At 58.2% G+C, this 14,922-nt stretch carries 14 protein-coding genes; all 14 read left to right on the top strand.

Going from position 1 to position 14,922, the window contains the following annotated elements:
* Positions 1-15 precede the first annotated feature (15 nt).
* The 14 genes from cheW (at position 16) to HF650_RS13980 (ending at position 14,842) form a co-directional block, all read left to right on the top strand.
* A complete protein-coding gene (cheW, locus tag HF650_RS14045; protein WP_187799210.1) occupies positions 16-519 on the top strand; it encodes a chemotaxis protein CheW in 504 nt (167 codons plus the stop codon).
* Positions 520-902: 383 nt separating this feature from the next.
* A complete protein-coding gene (locus HF650_RS14040; protein WP_187799209.1) occupies positions 903-1,472 on the top strand; it encodes a spore coat protein U domain-containing protein in 570 nt (189 codons plus the stop codon).
* Between the two features lie 91 nt (positions 1,473-1,563).
* Positions 1,564-2,037 carry a spore coat U domain-containing protein gene (locus HF650_RS14035; protein ID WP_223284328.1) on the top strand — a complete coding sequence of 158 codons (474 nt, stop codon included), beginning with the start codon at positions 1,564-1,566 and terminating at the stop codon, positions 2,035-2,037.
* A 13-nt stretch (positions 2,038-2,050) separates the two neighbouring features.
* Positions 2,051-2,815, top strand: coding sequence for a molecular chaperone (locus HF650_RS14030; RefSeq protein WP_187799207.1), 765 nt, complete (start codon positions 2,051-2,053; stop codon positions 2,813-2,815).
* Complete coding sequence (locus HF650_RS14025) at positions 2,791-5,184, top strand: fimbria/pilus outer membrane usher protein (protein WP_187799206.1); 2,394 nt, start codon at positions 2,791-2,793, stop codon at positions 5,182-5,184. Before HF650_RS14030 ends, HF650_RS14025 begins: the two co-directional genes overlap by 25 nt.
* The gene (locus HF650_RS14020) at positions 5,184-6,146 is read left to right on the top strand and encodes a spore coat U domain-containing protein (RefSeq protein ID WP_187799205.1); all 963 of its coding nucleotides are present in this window, start codon (positions 5,184-5,186) and stop codon (positions 6,144-6,146) included. Before HF650_RS14025 ends, HF650_RS14020 begins: the two co-directional genes overlap by 1 nt.
* A 90-nt stretch (positions 6,147-6,236) precedes the next feature.
* The gene (tar, locus tag HF650_RS14015) at positions 6,237-7,898 is read left to right on the top strand and encodes a methyl-accepting chemotaxis protein II (RefSeq protein WP_187799204.1); all 1,662 of its coding nucleotides are present in this window, start codon (positions 6,237-6,239) and stop codon (positions 7,896-7,898) included.
* A gap of 125 nt (positions 7,899-8,023) precedes the next feature.
* On the top strand, positions 8,024-8,893 hold the full coding sequence (gene cheR, locus HF650_RS14010; RefSeq protein WP_187799203.1) for a protein-glutamate O-methyltransferase CheR: 870 nt from the start codon (positions 8,024-8,026) through the stop codon (positions 8,891-8,893).
* Entirely contained in the window at positions 8,890-9,939 is a 1,050-nt protein-coding gene (locus HF650_RS14005; protein ID WP_023480154.1) for a chemotaxis response regulator protein-glutamate methylesterase, read from the top strand. Before cheR ends, HF650_RS14005 begins: the two co-directional genes overlap by 4 nt.
* 16 nt (positions 9,940-9,955) lie before the next feature.
* Complete coding sequence (gene cheY, locus HF650_RS14000) at positions 9,956-10,345, top strand: chemotaxis response regulator CheY (RefSeq protein ID WP_023480048.1); 390 nt, start codon at positions 9,956-9,958, stop codon at positions 10,343-10,345.
* Between the two features lie 11 nt (positions 10,346-10,356).
* Positions 10,357-11,001: a protein phosphatase CheZ gene (gene cheZ / locus HF650_RS13995; protein ID WP_054803260.1), complete on the top strand. Its 645-nt coding sequence runs from the start codon at positions 10,357-10,359 to the stop codon at positions 10,999-11,001.
* A gap of 205 nt (positions 11,002-11,206) precedes the next feature.
* Positions 11,207-12,358 (top strand): flagellar biosynthesis protein FlhB, encoded by a 1,152-nt coding sequence (gene flhB / locus HF650_RS13990; RefSeq protein ID WP_187799202.1) that lies wholly within the window; start codon positions 11,207-11,209, stop codon positions 12,356-12,358.
* On the top strand, positions 12,351-14,429 hold the full coding sequence (flhA, locus tag HF650_RS13985; protein WP_187799201.1) for a flagellar biosynthesis protein FlhA: 2,079 nt from the start codon (positions 12,351-12,353) through the stop codon (positions 14,427-14,429). The genes flhB and flhA overlap by 8 nt, the downstream gene beginning before the upstream one ends.
* Complete coding sequence (locus tag HF650_RS13980) at positions 14,429-14,842, top strand: flagellar protein FlhE (RefSeq protein WP_187799200.1); 414 nt, start codon at positions 14,429-14,431, stop codon at positions 14,840-14,842. Before flhA ends, HF650_RS13980 begins: the two co-directional genes overlap by 1 nt.
* Positions 14,843-14,922 lie beyond the last annotated feature (80 nt).

Genomic DNA, 14,922 nt, shown 5'->3' with positions numbered 1-14,922 from the left:
AAGAAGGTATAAAACATGACCGGTATGAGTAATGTAGCAAAACTGGCGGGCGAGCCATCAGGTCAGGAGTTCCTGGTCTTCACTTTGGGCGATGAAGAGTACGGCATCGATATTCTCAAAGTGCAGGAAATTCGTGGCTATGATCAGGTTACCCGCATCGCCAACACCCCTGATTTCATCAAAGGCGTAACTAACCTGCGCGGCGTGATCGTGCCCATCGTCGACCTGCGCGTAAAGTTCAGCCAGGGTGAAGTGGAATATAACGAAAACACCGTGGTGATCGTGCTGAATCTTGGTCAGCGTGTGGTCGGGATCGTGGTTGACGGCGTTTCTGACGTGCTGTCCCTCGCTTCTGATCAGATCCGCCCGGCCCCGGAATTTGCCGTGACCCTGTCGACTGAGTACCTGACCGGTCTCGGCGCGCTGGGCGACCGTATGCTGATTCTGGTAAACATTGAAAAACTGCTCAACAGCGACGAAATGGCGCTGCTGGACATCGCGGCAAGCCACGTCGCGTAACGCATTTGGCGGGTGAAGCTTTTCACCCGCCCGTTTCTCCCTCGGCTTACGTCACTTCAGTTACCCTTAAGTAACCATTCACCCTGTCTAACTGCATGATTTTGCGGTGATATCATATATGGTGATATTTATCACAAATTCAGACATATATTTGTTACATTTTCATGTTTCCCCCTCGGTTTTGCCATTAACATCCTGATGTTATTGATTAAAATTGCTTATCTGACCGTTACAATTCACCCCCCGGATAAAGTGGTTGGTTTTCTGCTCCTCATCTAAATTTCAGTTAAACCTCATTTGACGACTGATTTTATTGACTCTTTTCCGGTGGCCTCATTGATTGGGCAGTAAGGGGCGCGCGGGAGCTCTGGAGATGACGACATATGAACAGAAAACTTCTTTATGTACTGGCTGGCGGTGCGTTAATGGTGGCCGGACAAAGTGCCTGGGCGGTCACCAGTAGCGGGACGATCGGCGCAACATTGACCCTGACGAATGGGTGCCTGATTAACGGCTCGCCGAGCCAGAACGGCATCAACTTCGGTACCCTCGATTTCGGTACCCACCCGGCAACCTTCTCCCAGCTCACCACGCAGCTGACCGGTGCCAATGGCGGTAACAGCTTTACGGTGCAGTGCACCACTACCGACTACACCGTGCAGGTCACCGGCAACACTAACTCCACCGCGCCGGGCAACGTTGTCGGTACACCAGGCACACCGGCTCGCTATCTGGTGAATACCGCCGATACCACCCGTGGCGTGGCGTACAGCCTCTACAGCGATAGCGGCTTCAGTAACGTTATTGCCAACAACACCAACATTCCTCGCGCCTCCACCACCGGTGGCGTGGATAACTACACCCTCTACGGGCGTATCACAGGCGGCGGCAACAGCGTCACCGTGGTGCCGGGTACCTACACCGACGTGATTAACGTGAGCGTCACGTACTAAAGCTCCGACCATGAAAAGGGAGAGTGTGCGCGCCGCCCGCCAGGGTGGCCGGACAGTGCTGCGCGCATTATCAGGAGGAGTGGTGCTGGGCATGCTCGCGCAACCGGCTGCGCTGGCAATTACGACGCAGACCTTTACCGTCGGCGCAACCATCACACCCGGTTGTGCGGTGGTTACCGGTAGCGGCGCGGCGCTTGGCACGCTCAATTTTGGCACCCGTTTGGGCGTGGAAAGAGGACAGGTGACCAGCGCTTTTGTGCCTAATGCGTCCCTCTCATTGGGGTGTACGCCGGGCGTAGCGCTCAGTATGAGTATCAGCGGCGGCAACTACTATTCGACGGTGCGCAATATGCAGCGCAGCGGCGGCGCAGAGCGGGTGCCGTACCGCCTCTATACCAGCAGCACGCTAGCGCCGAATACGGAAATCGGCGTTAACCAGCCGGTGCCGGTCACCATTACCGACAGCAACAATATTTCGCTCGCCATTTTTGGCGCAGCGCAGCTCACCGGCTTCAGCCCGGCGGGTACCTACAGCGATCAACTCACCGTGACGTTGTCATGGTGATAAGGGAGAGGGAATGAATGTCAACCCGGGCCGCCGCGCGGCAGGATGTCTGCTGGCGGGGGCGTTGACCCTTGCAGCGGGAAATGCGCAGGCAGCGGCAACAATTCTGCTTTGGCCGATCGATCCCTGGCTGGATGAAGCTACAAAAGCTACCGAGTTGTGGATCCAGAATCAGGGAGAAACGCCCACGACCATGCAGGTGCGCATTGTCCGCTGGACGCAAGAGGGCGGTCTTGAGCGCTACCAGCAGCAGGGCGACGTCGTTGCCAGCCCGCCGATTGTGCAGATCGCACCCGACAGCAAGCAGCTGATTCGCCTGATTAAGCAGGCGGCGATCCCGGCCGGCAAAGAGCAGGCTTACCGCATTATCGTCGATGAGATCCCGCAGCCGGACGATCCAAACAAACCGAAGATTGGCCTCAAGCTCCAGATGCGCTACTCGATCCCGCTATTTGTCTATGGACAGGGCGTTAAGACCGAGCGCGAAGGGGCGCACCACGTTTTTGTACAACCGGCAAAATTACACTGGCGCGTGGTACGCGAGGGCGGCCAGGCGCAGCTCGAAGTGCGTAATGATGACAGCATTCACGTCCGTCTGAGCAAAGTGCGCGTACGCCAGGGGGGGCAGATGCGGCAGGTCGCGGAGGGGCTATTAGGTTATGTGCTGCCGCACAGTGCCCGGCGCTGGCCACTGCCCGCCGGGGCGAGCAATCCATCGGCGCTGGAAGCATCGATAAACGCACGGGATGAGCAATGGCAGTCGTCAGCAGGAAACTGATTATTGTAGCCGCAATAATGTTACCAGGTGCAGCGGCATGGGGGCAGCCGGGAGATGACGGTCTACCCCCGCCGCCGGATGCGCAGAGCATCAACCAGCAGGCGGAGTTTCACCTTGCGCTGGTGATCAACTATTACGACACCCAGCAGGTGGTGCCGGTAACGCGGCGGCTAAACGATTTTTTTCTTAAGCGTGCCGATCTGCTCCATGCCGGGCTGCCGCCGGAGCATCTGCCGGAGGGCGAGGTGAATGTCTCTGCGCTGCCCGGTGTGCGCGTGGAGTATGACAGCGCCGGGCAGCGGCTGCTGCTGTTTGTCCCCTCTGACTGGGTTCCGGCACGCTATACCTCGTTTAATGAGGGGGGGCGACGCAGCGAGCCAAAATTTGGCCGCGGCGCGGTGCTCAATTACGATCTCTACACCAGCACTACCGAACATATTGGCAGCCAGGCGGCGTTGTGGAATGAGTTCCGCTTCTTTTCTGGCAACGCGGTCTTCTCCTCAACCGGCGCATTGCGCCAGACGCTTAGCGGCTCCCTGCGTCAGCAGGAGGGCTATATGCGGTATGACACCTCGCTGATGTTTAATAATGAGGAGGATGCCACACAGTGGGAGCTGGGGGATGTGATCTCTGAAGCCCTCACCTGGAGCAGCAGCGTGCGCGTTGGCGGGATTCGTTACGGGCGCGACTTCACCCTGCGTCCGGATCTCGTCACCTGGCCGTTACCCTCCTTCTCCGGTGAAGCGGCGGTGCCCACCTCGGTTGATCTCTTTATTAACGGCTACCGCGCCGGCAACCGGCAGCTACAGCCGGGGCCATTTACCCTGACCAATATGCCCTATATCAACGGTGCGGGGGATGCCGTACTGGTCACCACCGATGCTCTCGGGCGGCGCGTCAGCACCACACTGCCTTTTTATGTTGCCAGCGAGCTGTTAACGCCGGGGCTGAGCGACGGGGCGATCACTGTCGGCTCGCTACGGCGCAACTACGGCATTGAAAATTTTGATTATGGCCCGCTGGTGGGCAGCGGCTCGTACCGCTATGGCGTTACCGACTGGTTAACGCTGGAGGGGCACGCCGAAGGGGCTGAATCGCTGGCGCTCGGCGGCGCAGGCGCGGTTGTCCGCCTGGGGCGCCTCGGCGTGGTGAACGGCGCCTGGAGCGAGAGCCAGATGTTCGGCGATGCCGGTAACCAGCTCAACTGGGGTTATCAATACAACACCAGCCTGTTCAGCATCAACACCCAACATAGCCGCCGCAACCGCGAGTTCGGCAACCTTGCTCTTTACGATCAGCGCGCCAGCTATAACGACATGCGTCAGAACGGACGCTGGCCTATCGCCAGCTACAGCCGCAATACCGACCAATACTCGCTCTCCTTCAATATGGGCGATTTTGGCAACATCGGCGCGGCGTGGATTGGCGTGCGCAGTTTCGATAACCAAAAAACCGAGCTGCTGAACCTCTCATGGAGCCGCAACCTGTGGGGTTCGAGCAGCATGAACCTTGCCGCCAGCCGCGATAATCAGCGGGGCGACTGGACCTTTGGCCTCTCGGTGCAGATCCCGATTGGCGAGCGCGACAGCGCTGCCTTCAGTATGGAGAGAACACCGGATGCAGGTTCGACACAGCGGGTAAACTACAGCCATGCGATGCCGACCGACGGCGGCCTGAGCTGGAATATGTCGCTGGCGCACCAGTCGCAGGCGAGAAGTTACCAGCAGGGTACGCTCGGCTGGCGCAACAACAACGTCGAGTTGCAGGGGGGTGGCTACGGCGAGCGCGGCAAGATGACCTGGTGGGGGGAAACCATTGGCGCGGTGGTGCTGATGGACGGTCAGCTGTTTGCCGCTAACCGTATCAACGACGCCTTCGCGGTGATCAGCACCGGCGGTCATGCGGGTGTACCGGTCAACTATGAAAACCAGCCGGTGGGCGAAACGGATAAGAATGGCTACCTGCTGGTGAGCGGTGTGTCGGCTTACTATCCGGCCAGTTACAGCATCAACACCCTTAATCTTCCCGCCGATACCCAGCTTAAGAATACGGAGCGCAAAATCGCCCTGCGCCGCCAGAGTGGATATCTGATTGAGTTCCCGATGGTGCAGGAGCGCGTCGCCAGCGTGATCCTCCATGACGAGCAGGGACTGGCGATCCCCGTCGGCAGCCAGGTGGAGCGCACCGGGAAAGCGCCTGCGGTGGTCGGGTATGACGGTATTGCCTGGCTGGAGAATCTTGAGAACGTAAATACGCTGTTTGTCCGTCTGCCGGAGGGGGGCGAGTGCAGGGCCGAGTTTACCCTTGCCGCCAACCCCGAACACAAATTGCAGACTTACGGGCCGCTTACCTGCCAGAGGAGTCCATAATGCGTCGGTTACTTTTCGTTTTCCTGCTGCTCTGTGCGGCCCCGGCCTGGTCGGCCTGTACGGTCAGCACCGTTAATGCCGCTTTCGGTACTGTCACCTCCTTTGTCCTTAACGCCGGGGCGCAAACCACCACCGGCAGATTGCTGGTGCGCTGCGATGCGATCCTCAACCTGCTGACCAATGACTCCATCACCTTAACGCTGACGGGGGCGACGGTAACGGCAACCAACCGGGCAGCGATGAAGCGCACTGATAACACCGCGATTACCGATACCATTCCGGTGCGGCTCTGTGGCCAGGCCAATTGTGCGAATAACAGTGAGATGAACATCGGCGGTAACAGCTACACCTGGAGCGGTGCCGCGCTGCTGGAGCTGCTCGGCTCGCGCACTTATAGCTTACCGCTCTACTTTCTTACGGTGCCGGGGCAACATGTCAGCGCCGGGCCTTACCAGGTTACGCTTAACTTCAGCGTCGCGTATAACGTCTGTTCTGCGGGCGCGGTTGGTATCTGCTTATCCTCCCAGCGGGGCACCGCGGTGACCAGTTTGCAATTGACCGGCACCATTACCAATGATTGCACCACTATTAGCGCGCCAAACGTCAACTTTGGCAGCGCGCCGCTGGTGAGAAATTTCCAAACCGTTTCGCAATCTGTCTCCATTACTTGTACTAAAGGGAGCAGTTACACTGTCGGAATTAATAACGGTCTCTATGCCAACGGAAATGTGCGGAATATGGCGAGCGGCACCAATCGTCTCAGTTATGAGATCTACAAAGCCGGCACCTCCAGCCGTTGGGGCAGTATCGGCGCGGAGCGCTGGGCCAGCGATGCCTCATCACAGATGAGCGCCGATGGGCTGCTGCGCACCTATAACTACACCGCACGGGTGCTGACGACGCAGACAACACCGCCTGGCGGAACCTACAGCGACACCTTAACGGTGGATATTGTGTTTTAAGCGCAAATTTATTTCCTTTTCGCAAATGTAAAGTTCCCAGGCCGGATGCCGATAACACCGTTAATAACTCATCAATAAGGTGTTTGTTGCATGTTGAACCGTATCCGCGTCGTTACTCTGCTTATGAGTGTGCTGGTGGTCTTTGCCCTGTTACAGCTCATCTCTGGTGGACTCTTTTTTTCGTCGCTTAAACAGAACCAGCAAAGTTTTGCGGTCTCCAACGATCTGCGTATGCAACAAACAGAGCTGGGCAAAGCCTGGGAGCTGATGCTGCAAACGCGTATCAACCTGAGCCGCTCCTCCGCGCGGATGCTGCTCGACCCGAACAACCAGCAGAGCAGTGCGAAAACCGATCTGCTTAACAGCGCAAAAGCGTCGCTGGCTGATGCCGCCAAACACTACGATGCGTTCCGCCAGCTGCCGACCATGCCGGAGATGGAGAGCGCGCGCCAGAGCCTTGATGAGAAGTACCAGACTTACCACGCCGCCCTGAGCGAGCTGGTGCAATTCCTCGAAAGCGGCAACATGAACAGCTTCCTCGCACAGCCGACCCAGGGGATGCAAAATGCCCTCGGTGCGGCGATGAGCAACTATGCCTCCCTGAGCGATAGCCTCTACCGTAATGCCTGGGAGCAGAGCGTCAGCGACTACACCTTCGCCAAATGGCAGATGGCGATCCTCGCCCTGGCGCTGGTGATTGTGTTGGCCGGCGTCTGGTATGGCATCCGCCGTATTCTGCTCTCGCCGCTCTCCTCGGTGATTGCCCATATCCGTGAAATCGCTGGTGGTAATCTCACCCACACGTTGCGTATCGAGGGGCGTAGCGAGATGACCGAGCTTGCGCAGAGCGTCGATCATATGCAAACCGCGCTGATCGACACCGTCACCAACGTGCGCCAGGGGTCGGATGCGATCTACTCCGGCACCAGCGAAATTGCCGCCGGTAACAATGATCTCTCCTCACGTACCGAAGAGCAGGCCTCTGCGCTGGAGCAAACTGCTGCCAGCATGGAAGAGCTGACCGCAACGGTGAAACAGAACGCCGAGAACGCCCGTCAGGCTTCGCTGCTGGCGCAGAGCGCCTCTGAAACCGCCGAGCGCGGCGGCAAAGTAGTCGATGGCGTGGTGAAAACCATGCATGAGATCGCCACCAGCTCGCAGAAAATCGCCGACATCATTAGCGTTATTGATGGGATTGCTTTCCAGACCAACATCCTCGCCCTTAACGCGGCGGTGGAGGCGGCGCGCGCCGGTGAGCAGGGCCGCGGCTTTGCGGTAGTTGCAGGCGAAGTGCGCAATCTGGCCAGCCGAAGTGCGAACGCTGCCAAGGAGATCAAATCTTTAATTGAAGATTCTGTCTCCCGTGTCGATACCGGTTCTGTACTGGTTGGAAGTGCAGGGGAGACGATGCTCGATATCGTCAACGCCGTAACGCGCGTCAATGACATCATGGGCGAGATTGCCTCCGCCTCCGATGAGCAGAGCCGCGGTATCGATCAGGTGGCGCTGGCGGTCTCCGAGATGGACCGCGTCACACAGCAGAACGCCTCGCTGGTGCAGCAATCCGCGGCCGCTGCCGCGGCGCTGGAGGAGCAGGCGAGCCGACTGACGCAGGCCGTATCCGCCTTCCGCCTGACCGCCACCGCGGGCAAAGCGCAGGCCGTACTGCAACCGGCGATGAGCGCGACGCTTGCGCCGACGCGCAGCCGGGCGGTTGCCGCTGGCAAAGAAGAGAACTGGGAAACGTTTTAAGCAGGGTTGCAGCGCCGGGTGGTAACGCCCGGTATCAGAATAAAGATGAAAAATATGTCACACCACAAAAGTGGCACCGCCAAAAGCCGTGCTCGTTGCATCCTGAACTGAGTTGAGAAGGCGCTATGACAACATCTATCCCTAACGGGCAAACGTCATCAATATTGCAGCAGATGACCCAGCGCCTGGCGCTCTCCGATGCGCATTTCCGTCGGATATGCCAATTGATTTACCAGCGCGCCGGGATCGTTCTTGCCGACCATAAACGCGATATGGTTTACAACCGCCTCGTTCGCCGCTTGCGCACGCTGGGGTTAGATGATTTTGGTCGCTATCTGAGCATGCTGGAAGCGAACCAGAACAGCGCCGAGTGGCAGGCGTTTATCAACTCGCTGACCACCAACCTCACCGCGTTTTTCCGCGAAGCGCACCACTTCCCGGTGCTGGCTGAGCATGCGCGTAAGCGCACAGGGGAGTATCGGGTCTGGAGCGCCGCGGCCTCGACCGGGGAAGAGCCCTATTCGCTGGCGATCACCCTCGCCGATGCGCTGGGGATGGCACCTGGCCGCTTCAAAGTTTTCGCCAGCGATATTGATACCGAAGTGCTGGAGAAAGCACGCAGTGGGATCTACCGGCTCGATGAGCTGAAGACCCTCTCACCGCAGCAGATGCAGCGCTACTTTATGCGCGGCACCGGGCCGCACGCCGGTCTGGTCCGCGTACGTCAGGAGTTGGCGAACTATGTTGAGTTCACCACTCTCAACCTGCTGGACAAGCAGTACAACGTGCCGGGGCCGTTTGACGCGATCTTCTGCCGTAACGTAATGATTTATTTTGATAAAACGACGCAACAGGACATTCTGCATCGTTTCGCTCCGCTGCTTAAACCGGACGGATTACTGTTTGCCGGGCATTCGGAGAATTTCAGCAACCTCGTGCGCGAGTTTAGCCTGCGTGGGCAAACAGTTTATGCGCTGAGTAAGGATAAAGCATGAGTAAAATCAGGGTGTTGTCCGTCGATGATTCCGCATTGATGCGGCAAATCATGACCGAAATTATCAATAGCCACAGCGATATGGAGATGGTAGCAACCGCGCCAGATCCGCTGGTGGCAAGGGATTTGATTAAAAAATTCAATCCGGATGTCTTAACCCTGGACGTGGAAATGCCGCGCATGGATGGGCTGGATTTTCTTGAAAAACTGATGCGTCTGCGTCCGATGCCGGTAGTGATGGTCTCCTCGCTGACCGGTAAAGGCTCAGAAGTGACGCTGCGCGCGCTGGAGCTGGGGGCGATTGATTTCGTCACCAAACCGCAAATCGGTATTCGCGAAGGCATGCTGGCCTATAGCGAAATGATCGCTGAAAAGGTGCGCACCGCATCGCGCGCCCGTATCGCGGCGCATAAACCGATGCCGGCACCGGCAACGTTGAAAGCCGGTCCGCTGCTCAGTTCGGAAAAATTGTTGGTCATTGGCGCGTCAACGGGCGGAACAGAGGCAATTCGCCATGTACTCCAGCCATTGCCGCTCTCAAGTCCGGGTATTCTGATTACTCAACACATGCCGCCGGGCTTTACCCGCTCGTTCGCTGAACGTCTAAATAAACTGTGTCAGATCAGCGTAAAAGAGGCGGAAGATGGTGAGCGTGTATTACCGGGGCATGCTTATATAGCACCCGGTGACAAGCATATGGAGCTGGCCCGCAGCGGTGCCAACTACCAGATTAAAATTCACGATGGTCCGCCGGTAAACCGGCACCGGCCATCGGTAGATGTGTTGTTTCATTCGGTGGCGAAACATGCGGGGCGCAACGCCGTGGGCGTTATTCTCACGGGGATGGGCAACGATGGCGCCGCCGGAATGTTAGCGATGCACCAGGCGGGCGCCTGGACCATCGCACAGAACGAAGCAAGTTGTGTGGTGTTCGGCATGCCGCGTGAGGCCATCAATATGGGTGGCGTCAGCGAAGTGGTCGATCTTAGCCAGGTAAGCCAGCAGATGCTGGCGAAAATCAGTGCCGGACAGGCAATACGTATTTAACGAGGAGTGAAGTTATATGGCGGATAAAGAGCTCAGATTTCTGGTTGTGGACGACTTTTCCACGATGCGTCGAATTGTGCGCAACCTGTTAAAAGAGCTGGGATTCAACAACGTCGAAGAAGCTGAAGACGGCGTTGATGCGCTCAATAAACTCCAGGCCGGTGGTTTTGGTTTCGTCATCTCTGACTGGAACATGCCAAACATGGACGGTCTGGAACTGCTTAAAACCATTCGTGCAGACAGCAACATGGCCTCGATGCCGGTGCTGATGGTCACGGCCGAAGCGAAAAAAGAGAACATCATCGCGGCAGCGCAGGCGGGTGCGAGCGGCTATGTGGTGAAACCGTTTACGGCGGCAACCCTCGAAGAGAAGCTTGGCAAGATCTTCGAGAAACTTGGCATGTGAGGACTGGATAAATGATGCAACCTTCAATTAAACCCACGGAAGAGCATTCACCCAGCGAGATCATTGCCCGCATTGGTAGCCTGACGCGTATGCTGCGCGACAGCCTGCGCGAACTGGGTCTTGACCAGGCGATTGCTGAAGCAGCGGAAGCGATTCCGGATGCCCGTGACCGTCTCGACTATGTGGTGCAGATGACCGCCCAGGCGGCAGAGCGCGCGCTGAACAGCGTTGAAGCCTCACAGCCCCACCAGGATGAGATGGAAAAAGGCTCGAAAGCGCTGACCAAACGTTGGGATGAGTGGTTTGAAAACCCGATCGAGCTGACGGATGCCCGTGAACTGGTGACCGATACGCGCCAGTTCCTCGCAGAAGTACCAGGGCACACCAGCTTCACTAACGCCCAGCTGCTCGACATCATGATGGCGCAGGATTTCCAGGATCTGACCGGTCAGGTAATTAAGCGCATGATGGATGTTATCCAGGAGATTGAGCGCCAGCTGTTGATGGTGCTGCTGGAGAACATGCCGGAGCAGTCCGCGCGTCCGAAACGTGAAAACGACAGCCTGCTCAATGGCCCACAGCTCGACGTAACCAAAGCGGGCGTTGTGGCAAGCCAGGATCAGGTGGACGATCTGCTGGACAGCCTCGGCTTCTGATTTCGCATCAGCCCTGGCGTTAAAAGCGGGAAGGAGAGCCTTCCCGCTTTTTCATCACAGTTCTATTTCCCTTCTTTACGTGGCTTGCGCGTGAATAATTCCTGCCCAAAAGGCGAAAACCCCCTCTTTTTATGCCTTACTCCGCCCATTAGACCTGCTTGACTCTGGCAATATGACGTCACACCTGTAACCCCGGACGTTGAACGTGGCCTCGGAAGATAACGACGACAAAACAGAATCGCCCACCGCGCAACGACTGCAAAAGGCGCGAGAAGAGGGGCAGATCCCGCGATCCAAAGAGCTGACCTCAGTAATGATCATGCTGGGCGGCGTCTGCATTCTCTGGTTTGGCGGCGCGTCATTTGGTCACCGTCTCTCAATGGTGCTCTCCTCCGGGTTACGCTTCGATCACAAGATTATTAACGACCAGAATCTGATCCTCGGTCAAATCATCATGATGCTGAAGACGGCGCTAATTGGCATGCTGCCACTGCTGGTGGGCGTGGTGATTATCGCGCTGGTGGCACCGGTGCTGCTCGGCGGGCTGGTGTTCAGCACCAAATCGCTGGCGTTTAAGTTCTCTAAGCTCAACCCGATTAGCGGCATTGGACGTCTCTTCTCCGCCCAGGTCGGCGCGGAGCTGGTAAAAGCCTTGATGAAAGCGCTGCTGATGGGCAGCGTTGCCGGCCTGTTTCTCTGGCATCACTGGCCGGACATGATGCGTCTGATGAGTGAATCGCCGCTGACGGCGATGGCCAGCGCCATGAACCTTGCCGGGCTTTGCGCACTGCTGGTTTCGCTGAGCATCATCCCGATGGTCGGCTTTGATGTCTTCTGGCAGATCTACAGCCACATCAAAAAATTGCGTATGTCACGCCAGGATATTCGTGACGAATTTAAACAGAGCGAAGGCGACCCGCATGTGAAGGGGCGTATTCGCCAGATGCAGCGCTCCGCCGCCCGCCGTCGCATGATGGCGGACGTGCCGAAAGCGGATGTGATTGTCACTAACCCGACCCACTACTCTGTGGCGCTGCAGTATGACGAGAACAAGATGAGCGCGCCGAAAGTGGTCGCTAAAGGCGCGGGAGCCGTGGCGCTGCGAATACGCGAGCTGGGCAGCGAAAACCGCGTGCCGATTCTGGAAGCGCCGCCGCTGGCGCGCGCGCTCTATCGTCATGCTGAAATTGGTCAGCAAATCCCGGGCCAGCTCTATGCGGCAGTTGCCGAAGTGCTGGCATGGGTATGGCAGTTGAAACGCTGGCGTCTGTCCGGCGGACAACGACCTGTTAAACCTGAGAATCTCCCGGTGCCAGAGGCGCTGGACTTTTTGAAAGAGAAGGACACTGATGGCTAATCTGGTGGCAATGCTGCGTCTGCCGAACAATCTGAAATCGACCCAGTGGCAAGTGCTCGCCGGGCCGGTGCTCATTTTGCTTATCCTGTCGATGATGGTGCTGCCGCTGCCGGCGTTTGTCCTCGACCTGCTGTTTACCTTTAACATTGCGCTGTCGATCATGGTGCTGCTGGTGGCGATGTTCACCCAGCGCACGCTTGAATTCGCTGCCTTCCCGACCATTCTGCTCTTTACCACGCTGCTGCGTCTGGCGCTGAACGTCGCGTCAACCCGTATCATCCTGATGGAAGGGCATACCGGTGGTGCGGCGGCAGGCCGCGTGGTGGAAGCCTTCGGCCACTTCCTTGTTGGCGGTAACTTCGCCATCGGTATCGTGGTCTTTATCATCCTCGTGATCATCAACTTCATGGTTATCACCAAGGGTGCCGGGCGTATCGCCGAAGTGGGCGCGCGTTTCGTGCTCGACGGGATGCCGGGTAAACAGATGGCGATCGACGCCGACCTCAACGCCGGGATTATCGGCGAAGATGAAGCCAAGCGCCGTCGTAGCGAAGTGACCCAGGAGGCGGATTTCTACGGCTCCATGGACGGTGCGAGTAAGTTCGTGCGCGGCGATGCCGTCGCCGGGATTTTGATCATGGTGATCAACGTCATCGGCGGCCTGATGGTCGGTGTCATTCAGCACGGCATGTCGATGGGCGATGCGGGGTCTACCTATACCCTGTTGACCATCGGTGATGGCCTGGTCGCACAGATCCCGGCGCTGGTGATCTCTACCGCTGCGGGCGTTATCGTCACCCGCGTCAGCACCGATCAGGACGTTGGTCAGCAGATGGTGGGGCAGCTCTTCAGCAACCCGCGCGTTATGATGCTGAGCGCCGGCGTACTCGGTCTGCTCGGGATGGTGCCGGGCATGCCAAACTTCGTCTTCCTGCTCTTTACTGCCGCGCTGCTGGGGCTTGCCTGGTGGCTGCGTGGCAAAGAGCAGAAAGCGCCGCTGGAAGCCGCGCCGGTTAAGATGCCGGAGAACACCCAGGCGGTGGAAGCCACCTGGAATGACGTGCAGCTGGAAGATAATCTTGGGATGGAAGTGGGCTACCGCCTGATCCCGATGGTCGATTTCCAGCAGGATGGCGAACTGCTTGGCCGTATCCGCAGTATCCGTAAGAAATTTGCACAGGATATGGGCTTCCTGCCGCCGGTGGTGCATATCCGCGACAATATGGATCTGCCGCCCGCGCGCTACCGTATTCTGATGAAAGGGGTGGAAATCGGCAGTGGCGAAGCCTATCCGGGCCGCTGGCTGGCGATTAACCCTGGTACGGCAGCGGGATCGCTGCCGGGCGAAGCGACCGTTGATCCCGCTTTTGGCCTTGCGGCAATCTGGATTGAGAGTGCCCTGAAAGAGCAGGCCCAGATCCAGGGCTTTACAGTGGTAGAAGCAAGCACTGTGGTGGCGACCCACCTTAACCATTTAATTGGGCAGTACGCACCTGAGCTGTTTGGCCGGCAGGAAGCGCAACAGCTGCTTGACCGCGTCAGCCAGGAGATGCCGAAGCTGACCGAAGATCTGGTTCCGGGCGTCGTGACGCTGACGACGCTGCATAAAGTGTTGCAAAACCTGCTGGCAGAGCGCGTGCCGATCCGCGATATGCGCACTATTCTGGAAACCCTGGCCGAACATGCGCCGCTGCAGAACGATCCGCACGAACTTACAGCCGTGGTGCGTGTGGCCTTAGGCCGCGCCATTACCCAGCAGTGGTTCCCGGGCACCGGTGAAGTGCAGGTGATTGGTCTTGATACGCCGCTTGAGCGCCTGTTGTTACAAGCCCTGCAGGGCGGTGGCGGCCTCGAGCCGGGTCTGGCAGATCGCCTGCTGGAGCAGACGCAGGAAGCGCTCTCCCGCCAGGAGATGCTCGGCGCGCCGCCGGTGCTGCTGGTCAACCATGCCCTGCGTCCGCTGCTGGCCCGCTTCCTGCGCCGCAGCCTACCGCAGCTGGTGGTGCTGTCGAATATGGAGATGTCCGACAACCGCAGCATCCGTATGACTGCAACCATTGGAGGCAAATAATGCGCAAGCTCGCTCTACTGCTGTTGACGCTGCCGGTGCTCGCGCATGCCATGGGTGAGGGCACCTGGCAGGCGAGCAGTATCGGTATCACGCTCGCCAACCGCGGCGTGGTTGCCTCCTCATCGCAGCTCGGCCCGACCGGGCCGGTTAGCGGGCTGATGACCGATGTCTCCTGGCGTTACGAGCTGAATGGCCCGACGCCTGCCGGTCTGATTGTGCGCCTCTGTTCACAGGCGCGCTGCGTTGCGCTGGATGGCCAGAGCGGCACTACCCGTGCGTTTAACGGTGTTCCGGCGCTTGAGCCGCTGCGCTATGTCTGGGAAGTGCCGGGCGGCGGGCGCTTATGGCCCGCGCTGACGGTGCGCAGCAACCAGGTGATCGTCAATTACCGTCGTCCTCCGGCGCAGCCCTGACCAGCAAACTCAATCAGTTAGCCTGTTATTTCACCGACAATCCCGCCATTCGCGCGGGATTTTGCTATCCGCTCCGCAAT

Source organism: Kosakonia sp. SMBL-WEM22, from assembly GCF_014490785.1.
Classification (GTDB): Bacteria; Pseudomonadota; Gammaproteobacteria; order Enterobacterales; family Enterobacteriaceae; genus Kosakonia.
The sequence above is the reverse complement of the archived record's forward strand: the minus strand, read 5'-3'. Positions and strand labels throughout refer to the sequence as shown.

Bases quoted from the DNA above. Each gene is read 5' to 3' on its own strand.
- HF650_RS14035 (WP_223284328.1), top strand. From the start codon at position 1,564: ATGCTCGCGCAACCGGCTGCGCTGGCAATTACGACGCAGACCTTTACC.
- flhA (WP_187799201.1), top strand. From the start codon at position 12,351: ATGGCTAATCTGGTGGCAATGCTGCGTCTGCCGAACAATCTGAAATCG.
- cheR (WP_187799203.1), top strand. From the start codon at position 8,024: ATGACAACATCTATCCCTAACGGGCAAACGTCATCAATATTGCAGCAG.
- HF650_RS14030 (WP_187799207.1), top strand. From the start codon at position 2,051: ATGAATGTCAACCCGGGCCGCCGCGCGGCAGGATGTCTGCTGGCGGGG.
- HF650_RS14025 (WP_187799206.1), top strand. From the start codon at position 2,791: ATGGCAGTCGTCAGCAGGAAACTGATTATTGTAGCCGCAATAATGTTA.
- HF650_RS14040 (WP_187799209.1), top strand. From the start codon at position 903: ATGAACAGAAAACTTCTTTATGTACTGGCTGGCGGTGCGTTAATGGTG.
- cheZ (WP_054803260.1), top strand. From the start codon at position 10,357: ATGATGCAACCTTCAATTAAACCCACGGAAGAGCATTCACCCAGCGAG.
- tar (WP_187799204.1), top strand. From the start codon at position 6,237: ATGTTGAACCGTATCCGCGTCGTTACTCTGCTTATGAGTGTGCTGGTG.
- HF650_RS14005 (WP_023480154.1), top strand. From the start codon at position 8,890: ATGAGTAAAATCAGGGTGTTGTCCGTCGATGATTCCGCATTGATGCGG.
- cheW (WP_187799210.1), top strand. From the start codon at position 16: ATGACCGGTATGAGTAATGTAGCAAAACTGGCGGGCGAGCCATCAGGT.
- cheY (WP_023480048.1), top strand. From the start codon at position 9,956: ATGGCGGATAAAGAGCTCAGATTTCTGGTTGTGGACGACTTTTCCACG.
- HF650_RS13980 (WP_187799200.1), top strand. From the start codon at position 14,429: ATGCGCAAGCTCGCTCTACTGCTGTTGACGCTGCCGGTGCTCGCGCAT.
- HF650_RS14020 (WP_187799205.1), top strand. From the start codon at position 5,184: ATGCGTCGGTTACTTTTCGTTTTCCTGCTGCTCTGTGCGGCCCCGGCC.